The organism is Desulfuromonas sp. KJ2020 (assembly GCF_024197615.1).
In the GTDB taxonomy this organism is placed as follows: Bacteria; Desulfobacterota; Desulfuromonadia; order Desulfuromonadales; family SZUA-540; genus SZUA-540.
Map to the genome: position 1 here is coordinate 127,197 of NZ_JAKUKE010000003.1, position 23,609 is coordinate 150,805.

Here is a 23,609-nt window from a genome sequence, read left to right on the forward strand (position 1 = left end):
AGGGCCGATGGTGAGCCGACAGCCATAGCCTCTCCGGCACCGGAGAGAATGCGGTAATGACAGACGACCACACCTCCCAGGGTTGTGATGCCCGCTCTTACGAAATGTCGGCGTGACAGTTTTCCGGACACCGTTTTCTCCTTCCTGTCCCTACTTCTATGTTACCCATCATGGCACGCCCGCAATAGACCATTCCTGTCGTCTTTTTGCCTATTCCTGCAATTTGGGAATATTTGCTTCTGTGGGCTGGAATTCGGTGGTAGGCTAAACAGAGTACACACACGGAGAAAAGGTATGGAAATGGAAGCAAATATCAGCACCGATGACATCATAAAATGGGATGCCGTGCAAAAGGCACTGGCCTCAAGCATTGCTCGATGGACCGCAAATTGTGGTGAGTACCAAGGCGGAATACCCGGGCTTATCCTCCTTCGCCACGAGGCACCAACCGAGCCGAGGATTGGCCTGACCGAGCCGAGCATCTGCATGATCGCGCAAGGGGCCAAACGGATACATCTCGAAGATGAGTCGTTTGATTATGATGCCCACAACTACCTGCTCTCCTCGATACACCTACCCTCCACCTATCAGGTCACGACAGCCTGCCCTGACGAACCCTACCTGGGCCTTGTCCTGAAATTTGACATGCGAGAACTGTCGCAGCTCATGATTGACAGCCATTTGCCCTCCCCCCGCTCCAAGGGGGTCGATCGCGGGATGGCAACCGGCGAAGTCACCCTGCCGCTTCTCAGCGCGGTTCAAAAGCTCGTCGCTCTCCTCGACACCCCGGCGGACATCCCCATCCTTGCCCCTTTGCTGCACAGGGAAATCCTGTATCGCCTCCTCGTCAGCGAGCAGGGAGACAAATTGCGCCAAATCGCCTCGGCAGGGAGTCGCACCCATCAGGTGGCACGCGCCCTCGACTGGCTCAAGAGCAACTATTCACAGCAACTGAAGATCGAGGAACTTGCCGCCATGGCGAACATGAGTCCCTCAAGTTTCCATAGCCACTTTCGATCCATGACCTCGTTCAGCCCTCTCCAATACCAGAAACACCTCCGCCTTCAGGAAGCCAGGCGCCTCATGCTGGCCGAGGATCTGGATGCGACCAGGGCGGCGTTCCAGGTTGGCTATGAAAGCTCATCGCAGTTCAGCCGTGAATACAGTCGCCTGTTTGGCGCGCCCCCCTTACGCGATGTCGCGAAATTGCGGCATGCAGAAGCCGGACAACCCAACTAGCGCCCCACAATCCCTCCATCTGCAAACCCACCGTTAAAGGCCCGTTCACGAATGAACCGGCCTTTCTTTTCCACCGATCAACTCCCGGCGAAATGTGCACTAAATCCTATCCCTGTAGGATCGTGCAATCTTCCTGTTGTTCTGTGTATTTAAAAATCCCTTTTGAGAACCTACGATATACCCAACAAAAGGCGACAATTCAAACCCTTCACAAGGAGACAGGAAATGCAGGATTTTACTTTCTACAATCCTACAAGAATCGAATTTGGCAAAGGCAAAGAAGCCAACATCGGGTCATATATCAAGGCGTTCAGCGTCGGCAGCGTGCTGGTGTTGTATGGATCGGAGAGGATCAAAAAGGAGGGTCTCTTCGGGCGCGTTACCGCATCCCTCGAAGAACAAGGCGTCCGCTACCAAGCGCTGGGCGGTGTTGTCAGCAACCCGGTTATCCGCCTGGTGCGCGACGCCGTCAAGGTCGTCAAGGAGCACAACCTGCAAGGCATCGTGGCCGTCGGTGGCGGCTCGGTGGCCGATTCCGCCAAGGCCATTGCGGCTGGCGCCACGTATGACGGCGACGTCTGGGACTTTTTCATCGGCAAGGCCGTCGTTGAAGGCGCCATTCCCGTTTTTACCGTCATGACTCTGGCGGCCACCGGCAGCGAAATGAATCCCTATGGCGTGGTGACCAACGAGGAGACCCGGCAGAAATACAGTCTCGGGGGTCCTTCACTCTACCCGAAGGTCTCTGTCATCAACCCGGAGCTGATGGCCACCGTTACGCCCGACTATCTGGCGTACTCCGCCGTCGACATTTTTGCCCACTGCCTCGACCTCTATTTTACCGCCAAGGTGTTTCCGGAATTTACAGCTACTCTGATCGAAAACATCCTGGAAACCGTGCTCCGCACCACCGATGTGCTGATGGACAACCCTGGCGATTATGATGCGCGTGGAGAATTTGCCTGGGCCTCGACGATGGCGCTTAATGGCAACACCTTTGTCGGCGTTTCGGGCAACACGTTCGACACCCACATGATCGAGCACGCCATGGGCGCCCTTCACGGCATCCCCCACGGTGCAGGCCTCTCCGTCGTGCTCCCCGCCTGGATGCAGGCGATCAAGAACGATAATCCAGCGCGCTTTGAGCGCTTTGCAAACAAGGTTTTCGGCGTGGCTGGCGCCGATGGCGGCATTGCCAAACTGACCGAATGGTTCAGCGCCATCGGGGCCCCGGTCACCTTTGCACAGGCCGGACTTTCTGCAGACGACGTTGACCCGATAGCCGAGAATGCGTTCGGCAACGCCAAGCTCTGGGGCATGGATCCGCTTTACCCCCAGCAGAGGATTGCTGACATTCTCAAGCTGGCTGTGAAATAACGAACGGAAAGGATTTCTGACATGAACGCACATTTTGCAGAGACCCTCACGATATCCTTGCTGTGCCTGGCCCTGGCCATCCCCGGCGTGGCCTTTGCCGCCAAAAGTCCGGAGTGGGATAAAACGTTCCCGAAGAGCGACAAGGTGAACCACGAAAAGGTGTCCTACAAAAACCGCTTTGGGATCACCGTATCCGCCGACAGGTACCTGCCGAAGGGGTTGGATCCATCCCAAAAGCATCCCGCCATTGTCGTGGGCACCCCTTATGGAGGGGTCAAGGAACAGGGCGCCGGTATTTATGCCCAGACCCTGGCCGAGCGCGGCTTTGTGACGATCGCCTTCGACGAGTCCTACAACGGCGAGAGCGGCGGTCAACCTCGCCGGGTTTCGTCCCCCGATATTTTCGTCGAGGACTTCAGTGCGGGCGTTGACTACCTGGGTACGCTCCCCTTTGTCGATAGAAACCGAATCGGCGCGATCGGTCTTTGTGGCAGCGGGGCCTTCGCCATTACGGCAGCCCAGGTTGACCACCGCATCAAAGCGGTTGCGACGGCAAGCATGTACGACATGTGCCGCCTGATGCGCTACGGTTGGAAGGATGCGATGACCGACGAGCAACGCCATCAGACCCTTGACCAGCTGGCCGAACAGCGCTGGAAAGACGTGGATAACGGTACCCCGGAATTGACCCCGGCCTTTCCCAGTGAACAGGCCGATACGATCCCGGAGGGACTCGATCCGATCACCAGCGAGTTCTTCGAGTATTACGCAATGAAGCGCGGGCACCACCCCAATTCCATCGCCGCCTTCACCAGGACGAGCGCCCTGTCCTTTATGAATTTCCCGTTGATGGACCACATCCAGTCCATCTCGCCACGCCCCATCCTCTTCATCATGGGCGAAAAAGCGCACTCCCGCTACTATACCGAAGATGCGTTTGAAAGGGCCGCTGAGCCCAAGCAACTCTATATCGTCCCCGGGGCAAGACATATCGACCTGTATGATAAAATCGACATGATCCCGTTCGACACGTTGACGTCCTTTTTTACCGAAGCCCTGAGATAAATACAGAAAGGGGAGATGAACATGAGTGAAGATTTAAAAAATAGCGTGATTTTTGACCGGGGAGAACTGAACCCTTACGGCAAATATTTCACCGGCACCAGCTACCTCAATATGCTGAGTCTCGAAGGGGTCGTCATGGGCAACGTCACCTTTGAACCTGGCTGCATCAATAACTGGCATATCCACAAAGCGGATAAGGGTGGGGGCCAGATCCTCTTGGTGACCGGCGGACGCGGCTGGTATCAGGAGGAAGGCAAGGACGCACAGGCGCTGCAAGCCGGAGACGTCGTCCATATCCCCGCCGGAGTCAAGCACTGGCACGGGGCAGCCAAAGACAGCTGGTTTGTGCACATTTCCGTTGAAATACCCGGAGATAACAAGTCGAACGAGTGGCTCGAGCCCGTGGATCAAGACGCTTACGGCAAGCTGAAATAAAGAGGAATTGAGAAACACGTACGGACACGCGTAAGAGCAAAAAAGGAGACAACATCATGGTATTACAGGAAACCTATACCCTCGCCAACGGCGTTGAAATCCCCAAACTGGGCCTTGGAACCTGGCTTATCGACAAGGCGGATGCTGAAAAGGCCGTGAAGGATTCCGTAAAAATAGGCTATCGACACATTGATACCGCTCAGGATTATTTCAATGAAGGAGAGGTTGCTGCGGGAATCAAAACCTGCGGCGTTAGTCGCCACGAAATCTTCCTGACCACCAAGCTTTCTGCACGGCATAAATCCTATCAGGATTCGGTCACTGCGATCGATGGCTCTTTGCAGCGCATGGGGCTCGATTATGTGGACCTGATGATTATTCACAGCCCGCAACCCTGGGATAAATTTGGACAGAGCGACCGTTTTTTCAAAGGCAACCAGGACGCATGGCGGGCTCTTGAAGAAGCCCAAAAGGCAGGGAAGATCCGCGCCATCGGCTTGTCCAACTTTCAGCAACAGGACATCGACAATATTCTGAAATCCTGTTCCGTGGCCCCGGTGGTCAACCAGATCCTCGCCCACGTGACCAATACCCCCGTGGATTTAATCAAGTATTCTCAGGATAAAGGGCTGCTCGTCGAGGCCTATTCACCGATAGGGCATGGAGAATTGTTCAAGAACAGTCAACTGGTTCAGATGGCTAAAAAGTATGGTGCTTCCGTGCCGCAGCTGTGCATTCGTTACACCTTGCAGCTCGATCTTCTGCCCATACCCAAGACCGCAAACCCCGAGCACATGAAAAACAATGCGGCCGTCGATTTCGAGATCTCGTCGGAGGATATGACGGTTCTGAAGAGCATGGAAAAGATCAAGGATTATGGCGATGCCAGCAAGTTCCCGGTCTATCAGTAAAGCCAGCGTGTAATACGCCAGTTCCTTCAAAGCCACCCTTTTATTTTTTAAAAGGGTGGCTTTTTGTTTACCCGCCTTCCTCTCGATAGATCGTCCCCATATCCGTGAAAAAATGAGTTCTTGACAAAAACAGTTAGTTGCATATACAACCAAACTATGACGTTTTCCTACGACCACAATCAATCGCTGGGCTACCTGACCGGCATAGCGAGCCGGCTGTTGAGCAACATGCTCGCCACGAGGCTCAAGGCTGCGGGTATCGAGATGACCTCCGAACAATGGGGTGCCATCATTATACTTCTGAATGACGGGGCCATGTCGCAAGGTCAACTGGGGGAGAAACTCAATCTGGAGAAGTCGAGCGTGAGTCGCCTGACGGATGGGTTGGAAAAACGTGGCTGGATCGTGCGGAGCAAAGATCCGAACGACAGCAGGCAAAGACTGGTAGAGCCGACTCCAAAGGCCCTGGATACGGCCGAGCATTGCGCGACGATTGCCAGAGCCATCCATAAAGAAGCCCAGCTCGGTATGACTGAGAGTGAGAGGTTGGTCGCAAGGTCACTTCTGTCTCGTATCATCATGAATCTTAAGGGAACTCCGAATAGGGAATAAACAGCCCCCTATTTCTCTCAGGCTATGCCGATCTCTCATAATGCCGTAAGGCAGGAGGAGCAGATGAAAGAAATTCGCAAAAGCTATTGTGGTCTTTGCCACCCACGCTGCGGCACCCTGCTGCACATAGAGAATAACAAGGTCGTTAAAGTCACTGGCGATCCCGATCACCCCATCTCGCGTGGCGCCATCTGCGAGCGCGGTCGGCTTATGGTCGAACATCTCTATCATCCCCAGCGTTTGAACTACCCCTTGAAAAGAGTCGGCAAGAAGGGAGAGGGGCACTGGCAGCGCATAAGCTGGGATCAGGCACTGGACGAGGTGGCTGAGAAATTAGCCAGCTTGAAAGAGAAGCATGGTGCCGAGACCCTGGCCTTTACCCACGGCACCAAGCGCACCTACCACTGGGACTGCCGCCGCTTTTTCAACCTGTTCGGCTCCCCCAACACCTGCGGCGTCAATACCATCTGTATGTGCCCAAGCTACGCCACCGAATACGCCACCTACGGAGGTATGATTATGGGGAGCGAAGTAATGGGTGCGCGATGCGTGGTTCTGTGGGGCAACAATGCCTCGAATTCCAGCCCGCTGTACCTTTCGGCTCACCTCGCCAAGGCGCGAAAGAACGGTGCCAAGCTAATCGTCATCGACCCGCGCCGGATCAAAGAGGCGGAACAAGCTGACCTCTGGTTACAGGTTCGACCGGGTACCGATCTGGCGCTGATGCTCGGCTGGATTCGACTGATCATCGCCGAGAAGCTGTACGACCGTGAATTCGTTGCCAACTGGACGGTCGGCTTTGACGAACTCAAAGTTGCGGTAGAAGCCTACACCCCGGAGAAGGTCGCTGAAATCACCTCGGTGCCAGCGGAGTTGATCGTTCAGGCCGCACGCATGTACGCCACCACCGGACCGGCCGTCATTCCCTTCGGCTATGGTCTCGACAAGCAGGGTATCAATGCCACACAGTGCGCACGCGGACGGGCAATTCTGAGGGCGATTACCGGCAATCTGGAAGTCTCTGGCGGTGAAAACTTCAGCATGGCCGGTGACATTGGTAAAATCCATGACTGGGAATACCTTGAACTCAACGATACTCTGCCCGCCAGTCAAAGGGCAAAGCAGCTCGGAGCGGAGCAATATCCCATCTTCGGTTTTCCGGGCTGGGAAAGAACCTCGGCCGCCAACAAGAAGCTGCCCGAAGGCTACGTCGCTCCCCCCGAGGCATGGCATTCCAATTTGGCCCATGCTCGCGAGGTAATGAACGCCATTATCACCGGCAAACCTTATCCGGTGACTGCGGCAATTACCCTTGCCAACAATCCTCTTCTTGCCCTGCCAAATACCAAACGCGTGTTCGAGGCCTTGAAAGCGCTTGAACTCTACGTGGTCGTCGATTACTTCATGACACCATCGGCGGCTATGGCGGATTATGTTTTCCCGGCTGCGTCAACAGTTGAGACACCCGAACTCTGGCTCACCGGTGGTTTCTGTGTCGCCTGTCCACAAGCGATGGAGCCACTTTATGAGCGGCGTAATAGTTATGACTTTTACCGTGGGTTAGCCATACGTCTCGGGCAAGAACAGCACTGGCCCTGGGAAACTGTGGAGGAAGTTTATGACCACTGCTTGGAGCCACTCGGCCTGAACTTTAAACAGTTATTGAATCAGCCCGGGATTTTTGGTGCGCGGGAGTATCGGCGCTATGAGAAGTTCGGCTTCGGCACCCCGTCCGGTAAGGTCGAACTGAAATCCTCGATTTTCGAAGAGCTGGGAAAGGACGCGCTGCCGCAGTATCGTGAACCGGTCTGGAGCCCCAAAGCCGATCCGACATTGACAGCGGAGTATCCGCTGATCCTGATTACCGGCAGCCGCTATATGCCGATGTATCACTCCGAGCATCGGCAGATCGAGGCAGCGCGCAAAAAAATGCCAGATCCGCTGGTCTCTCTTCATCCAGCGACAGCCGAAAAGTTTGGTCTTGCCGAAGGCGACTGGGCGGTCATCTCAACCCCGCTCGCCTCGATTCGTCAGCGCGTCAAACTGTCGGACGCCATGGACCCGACCATGGTCGATATCCAGCATTCCTGGTGGTTCCCGGAGCGCGATCCGAAACTTCCGGAACTCTTCGGCGTGTTCGAATCAAATGCAAACATGCTTTGCCCGGACGATCCGGAATTTTGTAGTCCGGAGATTGGTAGCTGGCCACACTCGGCACTGCTGTGTCGGGTAGAGAAGGAGGAGCGATCCAAGTGACGTTTTTCTAACGGTCAGAGTTCCTCCAATACACACTCAAGACGCCATTTAAGGAGCAAACACATGATTGAACAATCAATCCTCGAAGACACCAAAACGTTTCTGGGATATCTCGGTTTGGACGAAGAACCCATCGGCGTCTATTACGCCGACACCAAACCAGAAAACGCCTTTGGCCCCAAAGCTGGCCCAACCATCACGCGCGAGTTGGAAGAGCAGGGAAAGATAGACATGCAGGCGGTCTTTCAGAATTTCTCCTGTGTCATTGGCAACATCTGGCTGGCACGGAAAAAGCGCGGTACCGCCTACATCTCCACGGAAGAGTACGGGTGCCCCGGCGGTTCTTTTTACTGCTCCATGATGAAACCGAACCTCAGGTTCATCGAGCACTACGTGACCACAGGGTTCGAGGGGACCCCGATTCACGGTGAGCGCTACCTGCCTTCTCCCGAAGCCATGCGAAAATTTCTGGATACGGTCAACCCCCGAAAGGCTCCGGGCAAATACTGCCTGTTCAAGCCGTTGTCTCTCTTTTCGGGTAACGAAAAACCAGAATTTGTCATCTTCTTTGCCCGCCCCGAAGTGTTGAGCGGCCTCTTCACCCATACGACGTTCACCACCGGTGAGGTTGACTGCGTAGCCTCACCATTCGGGGCGGGATGTACCAACGTGATTGCCTGGCCTCTGTACTACCAGGAGAAGGGGATGGAAAAAGCGGTCCTTGGCGGCTTCGACCCGTCAGCACGAAAGTACATGAAGACCGACGAGCTAACGTTCACCGTCACCTGGTCTCTGTATCAAAAAATGCTGAAGACTTTGCCGGAATCGATATTCAGTGTTGACGGAGAATGGACAACGGTGCGCAAGAAGATCAATCGCAGCTCGAAGATATGGGGAGAAAAACTCTAGACAACAAAAACAAAAAGGCCGATCTCAATAGCGAGATCGGCCTTTTATTATTTTTTCCTAAAGCCAAGACTCTAAAAACAACAGGATAAGTAAATCCCTGACAATAAAGGCCGGGGCGTTTTTTAGTGCTTGGCTGATGTAGGCGGTTACTCCACGGTAACCTTGGCGTCCTCAACGATCACGGCATATTGATAGCCATAGCCGAAATCCTTGTCCACCGCCAGGGCTCCGCTGATCAGGACGGTATCGCCCACGGCTGCGTTCTCCGCCGTGGTGATGGTCAGGTCATTGGTCCCTTCGGCACCGGAGCCATCCTGCAGGTGGATCCAGTTCTTACCCATGATCTGGGGGCTGAATTTGACCACTTTGCCGCGGACGTTGACGGTTTTGCCGGCCAGATCGGCCTTGGCTGCATAGACTTCGGCCACCGTCTGACCACCTTCGGCCTTGGTGATGCCGCTGAGGTCGATGTCGGCGGCAGACGCCTGCGAGCGAACGTCGGGGTGGCCGGCCGGCATGCCTCCCTGGGCACTGGCCTGAGTGGCCCCGCCAACCAGGACGCCGTCGACGAAGTAGACGAGGTCAAAGTCGCGGTTCAAGGTTTTGCTGTGATAGTTTTCCATCGGCATGCCTTCGGGCACGACCACGGCATCACCGACCTTGACGGCAAACTCGGGGGCGGCCGCCCAGATCTTTTCGCTGCCGGTGTCGACCTGAACATAGGTGTAGCCGGCGGCGTTCATGGTTTCAACGACGGTACCGGACTTGCCGGCAGCCTGCTGGGCTTCGGCCTGCGGGGCCGCGGCGGGTTGTTGGCTGGCAGCGGGAGTTTCGCTGTTCTGGTTCTTGCAGCCGGCGGCCAACAGGGCCATTACAGCAATGGACAACAGCAGAATACGAGTCTTTTTCACGGAGATCCTCCAGGGGTTGGTCGGGCGGTTCCACCGTCCGCAGTTCCAAGTTGTTAATGAATACACTCGCGAGAATCTACCATAAGTGTTTGTCCATACACAAGCCGGCAGGTATAAAATCGTTTAAGCGCACCCCTGTGCCCTGTTCATATGCACAGGCGGGACTGCTCATTTATTCGCAACAGGGGCGCGCCCGTAGAGTCGGGTCATCTCCGCCAGGGTCTCGCTTTTATCCGCCGTCAGCTCTGCGCCGCGATAGCGCCAGCCCCAGTTGCCCCGACTGGTGCCGGGGGTGTTCATGCGGGCGGTGGCGTCGAGACCGAGGATATCCTGCATGGGCAGCACACACAGCCCCGCGACGCTCGCCAGGGCGCAGCGGATCAGGTCCCAGGGCATGGCGCGCAGGCTGCTCCCCAGATAGTTTCTCACGGCGGCTTTTTCGGTCGGAGTCAAGGCCTTCCACCAGCCGAGAGTGGTGTTGTTGTCGTGGGTACCCGTGTAGACGACGCAGTTCCGGGTGAGGTTGTGAGGGAGGTAGGGATTCTGCGGACCCGAACCGAAGGCGAACTGCAGGATCTTCATGCCGGGAAACCCGAAATCGTCCCGTAACGCTTCTACTTCCGGGGTGATGACCCCCAGATCTTCGGCGATAAGGGGGAGCGGGCCAAAGGCCGCCTGCAGTGTCTGGAAGAGTTGGCGGCCCGCCGCGGGCTGCCAGTGACCGCCGATGGCGGTTTTATCCGTAGCGGGGATGGCCCAGTACGATTCGAAGCCGCGAAAGTGGTCGATGCGCACCAGGTCGGTCAGCGTCAGGTTCCAGCCGAAGCGTGCCAGCCACCAGGAAAAATCCTGCTCCTGCAGGCGCTCCCAGTTGTAGAGGGGGTTCCCCCAACGCTGGCCGGTCGCGCTGAAATAGTCGGGAGGAACGCCGGCAACCAGGGTCGGATGCTGGTGTTCATCCAGATAGAAAAGCTGAGGATTGGCCCAGACGTCGGCGGAATCAAAGGCGACGAAGATCGGAATGTCCCCCATAATCCGCACCCCGCGCTGGTTGGCGTATTCCTTGAGAGCAAACCATTGCTCAAAGAAGACGAACTGGGCGTATTTCTCGACGGCAATCGGTTCACTGAGGTCTTCACTCCAGGCATGCAGCGCCTGCGCCTGGCGCCGCCGCAACGCTTCCGGCCACTGGTTCCAGCTCTTGTGCTGAAAGTGGTCTCGCAGCGCCTTGAACAGGGCATAGTCGTGCAGCCAATAGCCCTGCTCTTGGCTGAAGCGGTCAAAGGCGCTGGCGCGATCGGTCCCGCCCCGCCGAAAAAAAGCGGCCGCGCCTTTGCGTAACAGCCTCTCCTTGAGGGCGTGGACCTGATCGAAGTGGGCGGTTTCTTCCTCATAATCAATCCCCTGAAGGTCGACGGCGTCGAGATCCCCGTGGGCAACGAGCTCGTCCAGATCGATAAGGAGGGCGTTGCCGGCAAAAGCGGAGAGGGCGTTGTAGGGGGAATCGCCGTACCCCGTCGGGCCGAGGGGAAGAATCTGCCAGACGCTCTGCTGGCTGTCGACCAGAAAATCGATGAAGCGGCGGGCTTCCTGGCCCAGGCTGCCGAGGCCAAATCTCCCCGGTAGGGAGGTGGGGTGCAGAAGAATGCCGCTGGCGCGTGGTGTGAGCATGCCGGTGTCTCCAGAAGGTCAGGCGCTCTGGCCTGAGCCGATCAGGGGCAATTCCTTGTCAATCCGGAAGATGACCAGATAGCGGGTTTTCGGCAAATCGTCCCGCTTGCCGGGGTAGCGGCGGCTGAGAGTTTCAATCAGGGGCGAGTCAGTCTCTTCACGCACCTTGGTCAGAAAGAGCCTCTTGCCCCGGTAGCCCGGCCCCTCTTCGATGAACATGTAGGCGGCGTGCGGGTTGGACTGCAGGTTGTGGTGACTGAGCCGGTCGAGCATGATCATCGCCAGGTTCCCGTCGTCCATAACGTGAGGGCGGGCATAGATGGCGCAGTCGACCCGGCCTTGGCCGTCCGCGGTGGAAAGAATACCCGTGCCCTGGGTGTTTTCAAAATAGTCGTGCAGATTCATGATGGATTCTCCTCTTTAGGGGCGTTTTTCCTGGCGGAAGGCGGACCTTCCCTCAGGGATAGAAGCGCTCGTGGGTTTTCAGGAAGTCGCAGGGATCGAAGCGATCCCCCAGAATCCCCTCCAGATCGGTCAACTCCAGGAAGAGGCGCCGCAGCCCCTCCTGGTCGGCCCAGCGGCACAGCCCGCCGGTGAAGGGGGGGAACCCGGTGCCGAAGATCATACCCGTGTCGATGTCCTCGGGACCGGCGACAATCTTTTCATCAAGACAGCGACCGGCCTCGTTGACCATCAAGAGCAGCAGCCGGCGCAGGTCAGCCTGAGTGGCTTCCCGATCGGCGGCGAGGTTGACCATGGGGCTGACCTCCTCGTTAGGCTTGGGATCCTGGCCGGACTCATAGAGATAGAAACCTTTGCCTCCCTTCTTGCCGAGAAGGTTCCGACTGGCGACCTCATCGAGCAGGGGGCTGCGATGCAGGTAATGAAAGGCTTCGGCGAGGGTTTTGCCAACCTCGAAGGCCACGTCGATGCCGACTTCATCGATGAGGCGGAAGGGGCCCATGGGGAGCCCGAATTTTTTGGCCAGTCTGTCGACAGAGGTCCACTTGACTCCGGCGGCGGCGAGGAGGCAGGCCTCGTTCAGGTAGGCGCCCAGTAGTCGATTGACCAGAAAACCAGGGGAATCGGCAACCAGGATGGGGGTTTTGCCCAGCCGTGTGGCCGTTTCAAACAGGGTGGCGAGGGTATCGTCTTCGGTGTGCTGCCCTTTAATAATCTCCACCAGGGGCATGCGGTGTACCGGGTTGAAAAAGTGCAGGCCGGCCACCCGGCCGGGGTTTTCGGCCACCTTCTGCAGTTCGGTGACCGACAGGGCCGAGGTATTGGTGGCGAAGAGGCCCTGGGTGGGGAGGACCGTTTCAAGCTCCCTCAGGACAGACTGCTTGACGTCCATGTTCTCGACCACGGCTTCAACCACCAGATCCATTTTGGAAAAGCCCTGGTAGCCCACCTGTCCGCTCAGCCGCGCCATCTTTTCGTTGATCTGGGCCTCGGTGGCCTTTTTGCGCCCGAAAAGTTCCCGGGCCCGGGCCAGCCCCCGGTCAACGGAATCCTGCCGGATGTCCGTCAGGGTGACCTCCATCCCCCTATCTACCATAAGCTGGGCAATTTCGGCACCCATGACGCCGGCGCCGACAACGCCGACCTGCCCGACCTTCCTGGCCGTTCCGGGGGGCGCCCCGGCTTTTTTGGGGCGCTGGCTGAGAAAGAAGACGTGGACCAGGTTGCGACATTCAGGGGTGACGATCAGCTCACCAAGCGCCTGGGCCTCCATTTCGAGCCCCCGACTCAGGGGAAGGTTCCAGCTCTGCTTGATGACTTCCAGCGCTTTTAAGGGGGCAGGATAATGGCCACCCGTCTCTTCCAGTACCTTTTGGCGGGCCTGGTGGAAAAGTGCCGTCCGCCCGAGGGGGTTCCTCTCCAACATCCAGGTGCGGACGCTGTCCTTTTTGGATGGCGGCAGTTCGCCCTCCTGCGCCAGCCTCTCCACCCGGGCCAGGGCGGCGCTCTGCAGTTCCACCGGCGCCACGCAGTCGTCCGCCAGGCCCATGTCCAGGGCCTTGGTCGCCGACAGGGTGCGGCCGCTGAGGATAAGGTCGAGGGCGTTGCTCAGCCCGACCAGACGGGGCAGCCGCTGGGTGCCGCCAAAACCGGGGAGAATGCCCAGTTTTATTTCCGGCAGGGCCAGATGGGCGCCTTCGGCCAGGATACGGCTGCTGCAGGCGAGCGCGAATTCCGTCCCGCCGCCCAAACAATGGCCGTGGATGGCGGCGACGGTGGGGATGGGCAGTTCGGCCCAAATTCCGAGAATCTCCTGACCCCGCCGGGCGAGCTCCGCTCCTTCCGCGGCGGAACTGACTTTGGTGAAGCTGCCGATGTCGGCACCGGCAATAAAGCCCGCCTCTTTGGCGCTTTGGATAATGGCCCCGCGAAGATCCTCATCCCGCTCCAGTTCCAGGGCGACTTGTTCCAGGGCCTGGAGGAACTCCTCGTTGAGGAGGTTGACCTTCCCCTCGGGGGAATCCAAAGTGACGCGGGCAATGCCGTCCTCTACCGTGTAGCGTACGTACTGGTCATTCATGGTTTCTCCTTCTGCGCGTCGGATGTTCAACCACAAGGATACCCGCTGGACGGCAGGGATCAATGCTCCGGGTTGTCTTTTCCTGCGACGAACGCGCTGACTCGACCAGGCGGCTTGTGATCCGCCCACAGGCTGCTACACTTCAACAGTAAGTCAAAATCACTGAAAACGTTGAATTTATCCAAACTTAACAAAGAGGGAGACAAGAGTGGATACTTATCGACTGGCCCCAGAGGAACTGACCTGGCGTTGCGATCCGGCCCAATTCGAATTTGCCACGACCCGTGACATCTCCTGCCTGGAAGGAACCATCGGACAGGATCGGGCCCTGACGGCCATCGAATTTGGGCTGGGGATAGGGGACAGCGGCTTCAATATTTTCATCCTCGGTGAACCGGGCACCGGGCGCTCTTCCACCATCAAGAAGATGCTCAAATCGCGGGCCGCCGACGAGCCGGTGCCGGATGACTGGTGCTATCTCTACGATTTCGCTGACGGGGCTAGGCCCGCCTATCTGCGTCTGCCGGCCGGACAGGGCAAGGAGCTGCAGAAAGACGTCGACACCCTGATTGGTCGGCTGGCGGAGGAGATACCCAAGATCTTTGAAAGCAAAGAATATGAGCAGCATAAGAACCGCCTGGCCGCCGAATCGCAGGAGCGTCACAAGAAGCTTTTTCAGACCCTGGAAGAGAAGGTCAACGAAGAAGGTTTCATTCTGCAGCGGACCGTGAGCGGACTGGTGCTGGTGCCCACCCAGGACGGACATCCCATCTCCCAGCAGGAATACGAGGAGCTCTCCGAAAAGGACCGGGCGAGTCTCGAAAAAAAGGGAGAGGTGCTGCAGGAGCAGCTCAATGAGGTGCTGCGGCGGGTGCGGGAGCTGGAAAAGAAATTGCGGGCGGCCACGGAAGAGATGGAAAAAGATGTGCTGATGGCCGCCATCGGTCATCTTTTTGATGAGCTCGAAGAGAAGTACGGCAAGTTTGAAAAGGTGCTCGAGCACTTTGCCCACTGCAAGAAGGATATCCTCGAACACATCGACGCCTTCCGCCCCAGCCAGGGGCCGCAGATCATGCTCCCCGGCATGAAGGGCAACGATCAGGAGTCTGTCTTCGAGCGCTACAAGGTGAACCTGTTCGTGGATAACAGCGAACAGAAGGGCTCGCCTGTCGTCTATGAAGCCAACCCCACCTACTTCAATCTCTTCGGGCGCATCGAACACATCATCCAGATGGGCAATGCCTCCACCAACTTCACCATGGTCAAGGCGGGAGCCATTCATCGCGCCAACGGCGGCTATCTCATTCTCGACTGCCGCGAGGTGTTGATCAATCTCTTCTCCTATGAAGCCCTCAAGCGCTGCATCCGCAACAAGGAGGTCAAAATCGAGGACCTGATGGAGCAGTACCGCCTCATCTCCACCGTGTCCCTCAAGCCGCAGCCCATCCCTCTTGACTGCAAGATCATCCTCATCGGCACCCCCATGCTCTACTATCTCCTCTACCAGCTCGACCCTGATTTCCGTAAGCTGTTCAAGGTGAAGGCCGACTTCGACCGCATGATGAAAAACACCTGGGAGAACGTGCAGCAGTACGCACTCTTTGTGGCGACGCACTGCCGGGATGAGGATCTGCTCCCCTTCAAACCGACCGGGGTGGCGAGGGTGGTAGAGTATGCCGCCCGGCTCATTGAGGATCAGAACCGCCTGTCTTCGCGCTTCATCGATCTGGCCGACCTTATCCGGGAGGCCTCCTTCTATGCGGGGCAACAGGGCAGTTCCACCGTGGATGGCAGCCATGTGCAGCTGGCGGTGGATGCCAAGGTGTACCGTTCCAACAAGACCGAGGAACGCCTGCAGGAATTCATCGAGGATGGGACCATCCTGGTCGATACCGAGGGCGAAGTGGTCGGGCAGGTCAACGGCCTCTCCGTCTATCTGCTGGGAGACTACTCTTTCGGCAAACCCTCGCGCCTGACTGTGCGGACCTATATGGGGAAGGGGGGCGTGGTCAATATCGAGCGGGAAGTCAAACTCTCCGGCCCCATCCACGATAAAGGGGTACTGATTCTGACCGGCTTTTTCGGCGAGCGCTTTGCCCAGGACAAACCCCTGTCCTTTGCCGCTTCCATCGGCTTCGAGCAGTCCTACGCCGGGGTGGAGGGGGACAGCGCCTCCTCCGCCGAACTCTACGGCCTGCTCTCGTCTCTCTCCCGCCTACCCCTTCGTCAGGGCATCGCCGTGACCGGCTCGGTCAACCAGCGCGGGCAGATCCAGCCTATCGGCGGGGTCAACGAGAAGATCGAAGGGTTCTTTGCCGTCTGCAAAGCCAAGGGCCTGACGGGGGAGCAGGGGGTGATCATCCCGGTGCAGAATCGGAAGAACCTTATGCTGCACGAGGAGGTCATTACCGCTGTGCGTGAGGGTAAATTCAGTATCTGGTCGGTCTCCACCATCGACGAAGGGATTGAACTTCTCACGGGGGTGCCGGCCGGCGAGTTGCAGGATGATGGCAGCTGGCCGGAAGGGACGGTGAATTTTCTGGTGGATAAGCGCCTGCGGGATATGGCGGAACAACTCCGTCGGTTTTCGGCGGGCAAAGACCCCGATAAGAACGACAAAGGTTGAAATCCCGCGCCCTTTCTAACGGGGGAGTCGGTCGGTGACTTTTTTTGTCTCTCCCCCCGTGGCCTGGGGCCATCGTATGGCAGGCGGCAGGTTCTTCACCGGACCTGCCGCTTTTCGCGTTTCCCCTGTTTCCCCCACCCCGTGGGGCCGTTGCCGGTTCGGTGACCATTATCCCTTCACGGTGGAACGCAATTTGCTAGGACATACCAACTACCCTCAGGTCCTTGTTCCCCCGGATGACTTCATGATGCTATTTCGTCGCATTTTCGCTCCCTGGTTTGCCGGGCTGCTCCTTCTGCTGCTGGTTCTGCTGGCCATTCTGTTCAATGCCCCATCGCTGCGCCGTCTTGACTACCCCCTGCTGGACGCTCTCAGCCGCTATCGAAGCATCCCGGCCGGCGGACAGGTTGCTGTTGTTGCTATCGATCGGGACAGCCTCGCCGAACTGGGGGACTGGCCCTGGCCGCGCAGTGTTCTGGCTCGTCTGGTGGAGCGCCTGACAGCGCAAAAGGTCCGTGCCATCGGGATCTATCTTCCGCTGACCTATCCGGAGGCTGTACCTGCCCTGGAACGGATTCGAGAGCTGAAAAAGCAGGCTCAGTCCCCGGAGGCGCCGGTGATTTTTGCGGTTCAGGCAGGGCTCACGGCCCCCCTTGATCAGCTCGAGGCCGATTTTCATGGCGATGCGGCCCTGGCTCGCGCCCTCACTGACGGCAAAGTCGTGCTGCCCGTGCTCTGCGAGTTTTCTGCCAAAGAAGCCCGTATGGCGATTCCTCTGGCGGATTCCCCCCCTTGGACTCTGGCCGCCCCCGACATGACCATGGATCTGCCCGCCCTGCTGGGAGCTCTGCGTCACCCGTTTGCCGCCATGGCCTATCCTCTGCCCCGGCCTACGGCGATCATTCCACCCTTTACGCCTCTGGCCAGTGCCGCCGCGGCCCTGGGGCATTCGCTTGTGCTGCCCGATGAAGACGGCTCGATCAGAAAAACGGCGCTCTTTGTCGCGGTTGGTGACCGTTTTGTTCCCTCGTTGCCCTTGAGTCTGGCTGCCGTTTCTCTGGGAGTATCCCCCTCAAATTGGAAGATAGTGGATGACCGCCGCGACTTTTTCGGGCTCGAATTGAACTCGGTGCGCATCCCCACGGACCCGGGTTTCCGGCTGCTGCTTCACCCGGATCCCACCGAGAACGCAGTGGCGGTTTTCTCCGCTGCGCGCCTTCTGGCCGGCGACATCTCTCCTGGCACCTTGCAGGGCAAGACCGTTCTCATCGGTCTTTCGGCCCCTGAGACTGCGACTTTGTTTTCTGGCCCCGGCGGGTGGCAGCCGCCTCCCGTTCACGTTGGCGCCCGGACGGTGGCGACGATTCTGGCGGGAGCGGCCCTGGCCGTCCCCCCTTGGGGATGGGGGCTGGAGGTGGCGGTTCTGCTCTACTTCGGTTTCTTTCTGCTTTTTGTTCTGCCCCGCATCAGCCTGCGCATGGGGGCTGTGATTCTGGCCATTTTTCTGGCAACCTGGTACGCGCTGAGCAGCGCCCTTCTGGTGTCCCTCGGCTATTGGGTGTCACCCCTCTCCGCGACCTGCTTTGCGGTGGCCGGCTTTGCGCTTCTGGGGTTTTTTCGCTGGCTGGCGGTCGCCCGGGAACGCAGCGAGAAAACAATTACCAACAAACTGCAGGGGGTGGCCTTCCAGGGGCAGGGGATGCTCGATCTGGCGCTGGAAAAATTCATGGCCTGTCCGCCCCACGATGCTTCCGTGCGGGAGTTGCTCTATCACCTCGGCCTTGATTTTGAGCGCAAGAGAATGTTCTCTAAAGCCGTCACGGTTTATGAACAGCTCGCGCGGCAGGGAAAATTCAGGGATGTCGCCGCCCGCCTGGCAAAGCTGCGCCAGGGGGCGTCTCCGGTCTCTTTCGCCGCCAACGGCAGACAGGAATCGACCCTGGTCCTTGATCCCGGCGCGATAACGCCGACATTGGGACGCTATGAGGTTCTGCGGGAACTTGGGCAGGGGGCCATGGGTACTGTTTACCTGGGCCGGGATCCCAGGATCAACCGCGAAGTGGCCATCAAGACGCTCAGCTATGCCGCGATTGAGCCGGAAAAACTGGGAGAGGTCAAGGAACGCTTTTTTCGCGAGGCGGAAGCGGCCGGTCGCCTCAACCACCCCAATATCGTCACCATATACGATGTGGGGGAGGATCATGATATGGCCTACATGGCCATGGAGCTGCTGGAGGGAGGGGATTTGAGCCGGCACTGCCAGCAAGGCCGCCTGCTTGGCCCGGCCGAGGTGCTCCGCATCGTCTCCAAGGTGGCCGCCGCACTTGAATATGCTCACGAGCATGAAGTCGTCCACCGCGACATCAAGCCCGGCAACATCATGCTGACGACCAGCGGCCAGGTCAAGGTCACGGATTTCGGCATCGCCCGCCTGGTACCGAACTCCCGGACGCAGACGGGCGTCATTCTCGGCACCCCCAGCTATATGTCTCCCGAACAGGTGGCCGGCAAAAAGGTCGATGGTCGTTCCGATCTCTTTTCGCTGGGGGTTGTGTTGTACGAATTGCTCAGCGGTGAGAAGCCCTTCCAGGGAGACAGCCTCGGTGCCCTCATGTTTGCTATTGCCAACGCCACCTATACCCCCTTACGGGAAATCGCACCCGACGTGCCGGAGTGCTGTCTGCCGATAGTCGAGAAACTTCTGGCCAAAACCCAGACCCGGCGTTATGCCAAAGCCGGTCAGGTTTTAAAGGACCTGCAGGCTTGCCTGCGGGAGACAGGGTGACCGATGCGCCTCCTATCCTGGGGACAGACCGACCAGGGGCTGCTTCGTGAAAACAACGAGGACAGCTTCACCCTTTGCCCCGACCAGGGCCTCTTCGTTGTGGCCGATGGCATGGGTGGCTATGCGGCCGGTGAGGTGGCCAGCAGTCTCGCGGTTCGCGAGGTGCGGCAATTTGTGGAGGGCTTGGCCCGCGACCGGGCCCTTGCCGACGGGTCGGCGGACGAGGTACTGCGCCAGGCTCTGCTGGCTGCTGATGAAGCGGTTTCCCGCGAGGCTCGCGACAACCCGGGCTGGCGTGGCATGGGCTGCACGCTGGTGGTCGCCTGGATCCAGGGCGAGCGGCTGACTGTCGCCCACGTCGGCGATAGCCGACTCTATCGGATACGTGGCGGAAATATCGAACCGTTGACCGAAGATCACACCCTGGTCCACGAGCAGGTTCTCCAGGGCCTGATCTCCCCGGCCGAGGCGACTCTTTCACCCCACCGCCATGTGCTGACCCGGGCTCTGGGTTCTTTTCCAAATACAGAGGTTTCTGTCGCTCCGTTCACTATCGAAGAGGGGGATCGATACCTGCTGTGTACCGACGGTCTCACCGACATGCTTGACGACGAAACCATCCTGTCTCTGGTCCTGTCGACGGACGACCCGCGCACCGTCTGTGCCCGTCTGGTCGACGCGGCCAATGCCGCCGGTGGGAAGGACAATATTACCGCCGTGCTGCTTTTTTGTCAGCCCAACGGCATCAGCCGATTTTTCTCGGAACGGCTGCCACGATTGAGGAGGGAATAGGGAAATGCTCAGGATTCTGCTCAAATTCAACGACAAGGTTCTCAAGGTCGTCGATACGGACAAGGAACAGCTGACGATCGGACGAAATCTGGAGAACGATCTGCAGATCGACAACTTGGCTGTTTCGAGTTTTCACGCCCGGGTGGAAAATCAGTTGGGGCATTACTTTATTGAAGACCTCAACAGCACCAACGGCACCTTTGTGAATGGTCGAAAAATCACGCGCTGGGGTCTCAAGCCGGATGACGCGGTCACGATCGGCAAGCACACTCTCGTCTTCATGGTCGAAGAAGGCGAAAATGTCTCCTCCGGCACGGCCCTGCGGGAACTGGACATGGACAAGACCATGGTGCTGGAAACGAGGCAGCATCGGGAGGCGCTTGATCGGATGGAACTGTCCGGCTGCCCGCTCGGCGTTTTGGCCGCGGTTGGTGGCGCCGGCAGCGAGACGGAGTTTGAACTGACCCGCTCGCTGACCGTCATGGGCAAAGATGCCGGTGCCGACATCCCCTTGAAAGGCTGGTTCGCTCCCAAAGTCGGGGGCTATGTCCTGCGGGGCAAGGACGGCTATACCCTGTCGCCGGGGGAGGGTCGTCCTCGCCTGAAAATCAACGGTCGCAGCGTGACGGAAGATATTCCCCTGAAAGAAGGGGATCTGGTCGAGGTTGCCTCGCGCCGGCTGCGTTTTCACCTGCGTCAGTGATCGCCTGCCGCCTCTCTTGCTTTTAATCCCCCTGTCATGTTCAAATGACCCTCTGTGACCTTGGAGAGGGAGGCCTCGTCGTGACATTGTTCTCTGAGAAAGTTTTTTCGGTTCCCGGCGCCGACTCCCAGCCGGGCGAGGATGTCCTGTCGCGGCAAGCGCGCTATTTCTCGGACGAGTTCCTGTCCCGCCACCTGCTGGATGCCTTGCCCACGGTGGTCGCCATCGTCAACGACCGGCGGCAGATCGTCTACGCCAACAAGCCCCTCCTCGATCTCGTCGGTGTAGGCGATGTCGAGGACTTGCGGGGGCTTCGTCCCGGCGAGGCTCTGCGGTGCGTGCGGGTCGCAACCAGCGGGCAGGGCTGCGGCGACGGCCCCATGTGCCATAGCTGCGGTGCCGCCTTGGCCGTGCTGAGTGCCCTGGCCGGTGAGGCGGCTGAACGGGAGTTTCGCATCTCCCGTCAGTTTGACGGTCGCCTGGAGGCCCTCGATCTGGTGGTCCGCGCCACACCGCTGACTTTTCGGGAAGAGACCTTTTCGGTCTTCGCGCTGGCCGATGTCAGTCATGAAAAGCGCCGCGCCTTTCTGGAGCGCGTGTTCTTCCATGATGTTTTGAACGTGGTCGGGAGCATCAAGGGCTTTGCCGAACATCTGCGTGTCTGCGACCCGGAACAGCAAGAGCGGATTTTTGACCTGATCCAGCTGGCCGCTGAGCAGACCATTGACGAGATTGAGGCCCAGCGAGCTCTGACGGCGGCCGAGTCGGGGGAGTTGGCATTGGATGTGGAAACCTTCTCCAGTCTCGCCTTTATAAGGAATTTGGCCGAGATTTATCGCCAGCACGAAGTGGCCGCCGACAGGGAGCTGACGGTCGATGCGGACGCTGCGGATCTTCTTGTGACCAGCGACCAGACTTTGCTCGGCCGCGTGCTGGGCAATATGCTCAAGAACGCCCTGGAAGCCTGCCCCGTCGGGGAACAGGTCACCCTGGGTTGCCGTGGTGACGAAGACCGCATCGCTTTCTGGGTTCATAATCAGGGAGTGCTGTCACCGGAGGCCAAAGCCGGTATTTTCCAGCGCTCCTTCTCCACCAAGGGGGGCTCAAGGGGGCTGGGTACCTACAGTATGAAGCTGCTCAGCAATTACCTGGGCGGCTCGGTCCACTTCACCAGTTCCGACCAAACAGGCACTCTTTTCACCGCGTCCTACCCCCTGGCCGGCCCGGTATCGTCAGCCGGCGGCAAATCGTCCTGATTCATCAGCCCAGTCAGAATCGTTTCGGCCTGCAGGAGTGGCAGGGAAAAATGCCCTTCGTCCGCGAGAAAAATCCCCCTGCAGTTAGGGATCTTTTCGGCCAGGAACCGTCCCATGGCGCAGGGGACGACCGTATCCCTTTCGCCGTGCCAGAGCAGCACCGGGGCGCGGATCTCTTCCAGGGCAAAGCCCCAAGGTTCTCCATACAGACAGAGGTCGGCAAAAGCACCGGCACTGCCTTGGCTGAAGGCTTCACGCAAAGAACTGGCCAGCAGCGGACCAATTTCTCTTTTCATTATCACTGTTCGGTCCCAGGGAGGCAGCGTCCCGGCGATTAATCGCAGCAGACCCTGAGGCCGTTGCCTTGCCGCTATCCCCGCCACCAGCAGAGGCGGGCGAAAAAGAGGGCGCGGCAGTTTTTTGAGCCAGCCGAAACGGCGATCCCGCCCTTTGAGCCGTTTCAGTAACTCCCCATCGTCCAAGGGCGCGAGACCGCAGACAATTCCCGTTGTTATAAGGCGCTCCGGCATGAAGCGAGCGCAGGCCGCCGCATAGGGGGCGCCGCCGGATACGCCAAGCACGCTGAATCTATCCAGCTTGAGAGTATCGGCAATCGCAGCGATATCCCGTGGCCAGTGCGCGAGCCGTCTACCGGGCTGGTAGGCCGATTGCCCATAGCCCGGTCTGTCGACGGCGATGAGTCGGATCTGCTGTCTGCACGCCTGTTCATGGACCAGTCGGGCCTCCAGGCGCGAGCCGGGAAAGCCGTGGAAATAGAAGAGAGGTTTTCCCTTCGGTGCGCCAAACTCGCTCAGGCCGAACCGGCGACCGTCCTTTGGCAGGACTATGTGGGTGTCATCGTTTGCCATGTGGCTCTGTATGCAGGCGTTGTCAGGATACTCTCAGGCCGTCCTCGGTGAGCTCGAGCCGCGCCAGGGTTTTTACCGGAAGGCGAAAATCCGCCAAGGTGTGACGGCCTCTTTCATCCACCTTTTCGACCAGAAAAGCGAAGGCGCACAGGTGGGCGCCGCTCTGCTGTACCATCTGGCCCAAAGCGGCAGCGGTCTGGCCGCTGCCGAGGAAATCGTCGATCACCAGGACACGATCTGTCGGAGCCAGATATTCCCGGGACAGAAAGAGTTCGGCGGCGCTGCCCCGGGTGCGGCTGGTGACCCCGGCACACAGCGGGTTGTCGGCCATGGTGAGGGGACGGCTCTTGCGGGCATAGATGAAGGGAATATTCAGGGACTGAGCCGTGGCGAAAGCCGGAACGATGCCGCTGGCCTCGGCCGTGACGATTTTACTGATTTTTTCCGAGGCAAAAAAACGGGCAAGGTGCTGTCCCGCCTGGACGAGCAGGGCGGTGTCCACCTGGTGATTGAGGAAGCCGTCCACTTTAACAAGCTGGCCGCCGAGGGAGCGGGCCTCCCGGCGGAGGCGTTCGATCAGTTGCTGCATGGCTTTCCTCCCGCTAAAATGAAGCAGGTTCAGAAAAAGGGTCCGGTGGCATAACCGCCCG

The 23,609-nt window shown here is 58.5% G+C and carries 19 protein-coding genes; 13 read left to right on the forward strand and 6 right to left on the reverse strand.

The features are described from left to right. The first annotated feature begins 294 nt into the window (after positions 1–294). The 8 genes from MJO47_RS08935 to MJO47_RS08970 all read left to right on the forward strand — a co-directional run bounded on the left by MJO47_RS08935 (position 295) and on the right by MJO47_RS08970 (position 8,804). On the forward strand, positions 295–1,239 hold the full coding sequence (locus MJO47_RS08935; protein ID WP_253960783.1) for an AraC family transcriptional regulator: 945 nt from the start codon (positions 295–297) through the stop codon (positions 1,237–1,239). A 225-nt stretch (positions 1,240–1,464) separates the two neighbouring features. Beyond that, positions 1,465–2,616, forward strand: coding sequence for an iron-containing alcohol dehydrogenase (locus MJO47_RS08940; protein WP_253960784.1), 1,152 nt, complete (start codon positions 1,465–1,467; stop codon positions 2,614–2,616). Between the two features lie 21 nt (positions 2,617–2,637). Beyond that, positions 2,638–3,681 (forward strand): alpha/beta hydrolase, encoded by a 1,044-nt coding sequence (locus MJO47_RS08945; RefSeq protein WP_253960785.1) that lies wholly within the window; start codon positions 2,638–2,640, stop codon positions 3,679–3,681. 15 nt (positions 3,682–3,696) lie between these two features. Continuing rightward, positions 3,697–4,116: a cupin domain-containing protein gene (locus MJO47_RS08950; protein ID WP_371926659.1), complete on the forward strand. Its 420-nt coding sequence runs from the start codon at positions 3,697–3,699 to the stop codon at positions 4,114–4,116. Between the two features lie 56 nt (positions 4,117–4,172). Next, positions 4,173–5,027: an aldo/keto reductase gene (locus MJO47_RS08955; protein ID WP_253960787.1), complete on the forward strand. Its 855-nt coding sequence runs from the start codon at positions 4,173–4,175 to the stop codon at positions 5,025–5,027. Positions 5,028–5,147: 120 nt separating this feature from the next. Continuing rightward, entirely contained in the window at positions 5,148–5,639 is a 492-nt protein-coding gene (locus MJO47_RS08960) for a MarR family winged helix-turn-helix transcriptional regulator (RefSeq protein ID WP_253960788.1), read from the forward strand. Positions 5,640–5,702: 63 nt separating this feature from the next. Continuing rightward, entirely contained in the window at positions 5,703–7,895 is a 2,193-nt protein-coding gene (locus MJO47_RS08965) for a molybdopterin-dependent oxidoreductase (RefSeq protein ID WP_253960789.1), read from the forward strand. A gap of 63 nt (positions 7,896–7,958) precedes the next feature. Next, positions 7,959–8,804, forward strand: coding sequence for a DUF169 domain-containing protein (locus MJO47_RS08970; RefSeq protein WP_253960790.1), 846 nt, complete (start codon positions 7,959–7,961; stop codon positions 8,802–8,804). Positions 8,805–8,950: 146 nt separating this feature from the next. Here MJO47_RS08970 and MJO47_RS08975 read toward each other — a convergent pair whose 3' ends face one another. The 4 genes from MJO47_RS08975 to MJO47_RS08990 all read right to left on the reverse strand — a co-directional run bounded on the left by MJO47_RS08975 (position 8,951) and on the right by MJO47_RS08990 (position 13,928). Beyond that, on the reverse strand, positions 8,951–9,715 hold the full coding sequence (locus MJO47_RS08975; protein WP_253960791.1) for a DNA-binding protein: 765 nt from the start codon (positions 9,713–9,715) through the stop codon (positions 8,951–8,953). A gap of 168 nt (positions 9,716–9,883) precedes the next feature. Then, a complete protein-coding gene (malQ, locus tag MJO47_RS08980) occupies positions 9,884–11,386 on the reverse strand; it encodes a 4-alpha-glucanotransferase (protein WP_253960792.1) in 1,503 nt (500 codons plus the stop codon). A gap of 18 nt (positions 11,387–11,404) precedes the next feature. Further along, positions 11,405–11,791 carry a pyridoxamine 5'-phosphate oxidase family protein gene (locus tag MJO47_RS08985; RefSeq protein WP_253960793.1) on the reverse strand — a complete coding sequence of 129 codons (387 nt, stop codon included), beginning with the start codon at positions 11,789–11,791 and terminating at the stop codon, positions 11,405–11,407. 52 nt (positions 11,792–11,843) lie between these two features. Next, a complete protein-coding gene (locus MJO47_RS08990; RefSeq protein ID WP_253960794.1) occupies positions 11,844–13,928 on the reverse strand; it encodes a 3-hydroxyacyl-CoA dehydrogenase NAD-binding domain-containing protein in 2,085 nt (694 codons plus the stop codon). A 208-nt stretch (positions 13,929–14,136) separates the two neighbouring features. Here MJO47_RS08990 and MJO47_RS08995 point away from each other — a divergent pair, with 208 nt between their 5' ends. The 5 genes from MJO47_RS08995 to MJO47_RS09015 all read left to right on the forward strand — a co-directional run bounded on the left by MJO47_RS08995 (position 14,137) and on the right by MJO47_RS09015 (position 22,090). Beyond that, entirely contained in the window at positions 14,137–16,554 is a 2,418-nt protein-coding gene (locus tag MJO47_RS08995) for an AAA family ATPase (RefSeq protein ID WP_253960795.1), read from the forward strand. A gap of 244 nt (positions 16,555–16,798) precedes the next feature. Beyond that, on the forward strand, positions 16,799–19,339 hold the full coding sequence (locus MJO47_RS09000) for a CHASE2 domain-containing serine/threonine-protein kinase (protein WP_253960796.1): 2,541 nt from the start codon (positions 16,799–16,801) through the stop codon (positions 19,337–19,339). Between the two features lie 3 nt (positions 19,340–19,342). Further along, entirely contained in the window at positions 19,343–20,131 is a 789-nt protein-coding gene (locus tag MJO47_RS09005) for a Stp1/IreP family PP2C-type Ser/Thr phosphatase (protein ID WP_253960797.1), read from the forward strand. 4 nt (positions 20,132–20,135) lie between these two features. After that, complete coding sequence (locus tag MJO47_RS09010) at positions 20,136–20,834, forward strand: FHA domain-containing protein (RefSeq protein ID WP_253960798.1); 699 nt, start codon at positions 20,136–20,138, stop codon at positions 20,832–20,834. 80 nt (positions 20,835–20,914) lie between these two features. Further along, positions 20,915–22,090 carry an ATP-binding protein gene (locus MJO47_RS09015; RefSeq protein ID WP_253960799.1) on the forward strand — a complete coding sequence of 392 codons (1,176 nt, stop codon included), beginning with the start codon at positions 20,915–20,917 and terminating at the stop codon, positions 22,088–22,090. Here MJO47_RS09015 and MJO47_RS09020 read toward each other — a convergent pair. Together MJO47_RS09020 and xpt are read right to left on the reverse strand one after the other, a co-directional pair. Then, complete coding sequence (locus tag MJO47_RS09020; RefSeq protein ID WP_253960800.1) at positions 22,042–22,959, reverse strand: alpha/beta fold hydrolase; 918 nt, start codon at positions 22,957–22,959, stop codon at positions 22,042–22,044. The two genes, MJO47_RS09015 and MJO47_RS09020, sit on opposite strands and share 49 nt — an antisense overlap. A gap of 22 nt (positions 22,960–22,981) precedes the next feature. Continuing rightward, positions 22,982–23,548: a xanthine phosphoribosyltransferase gene (xpt, locus tag MJO47_RS09025; RefSeq protein WP_253960801.1), complete on the reverse strand. Its 567-nt coding sequence runs from the start codon at positions 23,546–23,548 to the stop codon at positions 22,982–22,984. Positions 23,549–23,609: the final 61 nt, after the last annotated feature.

Bases quoted from the DNA above. Each gene is read 5' to 3' on its own strand.
- MJO47_RS08935 (WP_253960783.1), top strand. From the start codon at position 295: ATGGAAATGGAAGCAAATATCAGCACCGATGACATCATAAAATGGGAT.
- MJO47_RS08940 (WP_253960784.1), top strand. From the start codon at position 1,465: ATGCAGGATTTTACTTTCTACAATCCTACAAGAATCGAATTTGGCAAA.
- MJO47_RS08945 (WP_253960785.1), top strand. From the start codon at position 2,638: ATGAACGCACATTTTGCAGAGACCCTCACGATATCCTTGCTGTGCCTG.
- MJO47_RS08950 (WP_371926659.1), top strand. From the start codon at position 3,697: ATGAACATGAGTGAAGATTTAAAAAATAGCGTGATTTTTGACCGGGGA.
- MJO47_RS08955 (WP_253960787.1), top strand. From the start codon at position 4,173: ATGGTATTACAGGAAACCTATACCCTCGCCAACGGCGTTGAAATCCCC.
- MJO47_RS08965 (WP_253960789.1), top strand. From the start codon at position 5,703: ATGAAAGAAATTCGCAAAAGCTATTGTGGTCTTTGCCACCCACGCTGC.
- MJO47_RS08970 (WP_253960790.1), top strand. From the start codon at position 7,959: ATGATTGAACAATCAATCCTCGAAGACACCAAAACGTTTCTGGGATAT.
- malQ (WP_253960792.1), bottom strand. From the start codon at position 11,386: ATGCTCACACCACGCGCCAGCGGCATTCTTCTGCACCCCACCTCCCTA.
- MJO47_RS08985 (WP_253960793.1), bottom strand. From the start codon at position 11,791: ATGAATCTGCACGACTATTTTGAAAACACCCAGGGCACGGGTATTCTT.
- MJO47_RS08990 (WP_253960794.1), bottom strand. From the start codon at position 13,928: ATGAATGACCAGTACGTACGCTACACGGTAGAGGACGGCATTGCCCGC.
- MJO47_RS09000 (WP_253960796.1), top strand. From the start codon at position 16,799: ATGATGCTATTTCGTCGCATTTTCGCTCCCTGGTTTGCCGGGCTGCTC.
- MJO47_RS09005 (WP_253960797.1), top strand. From the start codon at position 19,343: ATGCGCCTCCTATCCTGGGGACAGACCGACCAGGGGCTGCTTCGTGAA.
- MJO47_RS09010 (WP_253960798.1), top strand. From the start codon at position 20,136: ATGCTCAGGATTCTGCTCAAATTCAACGACAAGGTTCTCAAGGTCGTC.
- MJO47_RS09020 (WP_253960800.1), bottom strand. From the start codon at position 22,959: ATGGCAAACGATGACACCCACATAGTCCTGCCAAAGGACGGTCGCCGG.
- xpt (WP_253960801.1), bottom strand. From the start codon at position 23,548: ATGCAGCAACTGATCGAACGCCTCCGCCGGGAGGCCCGCTCCCTCGGC.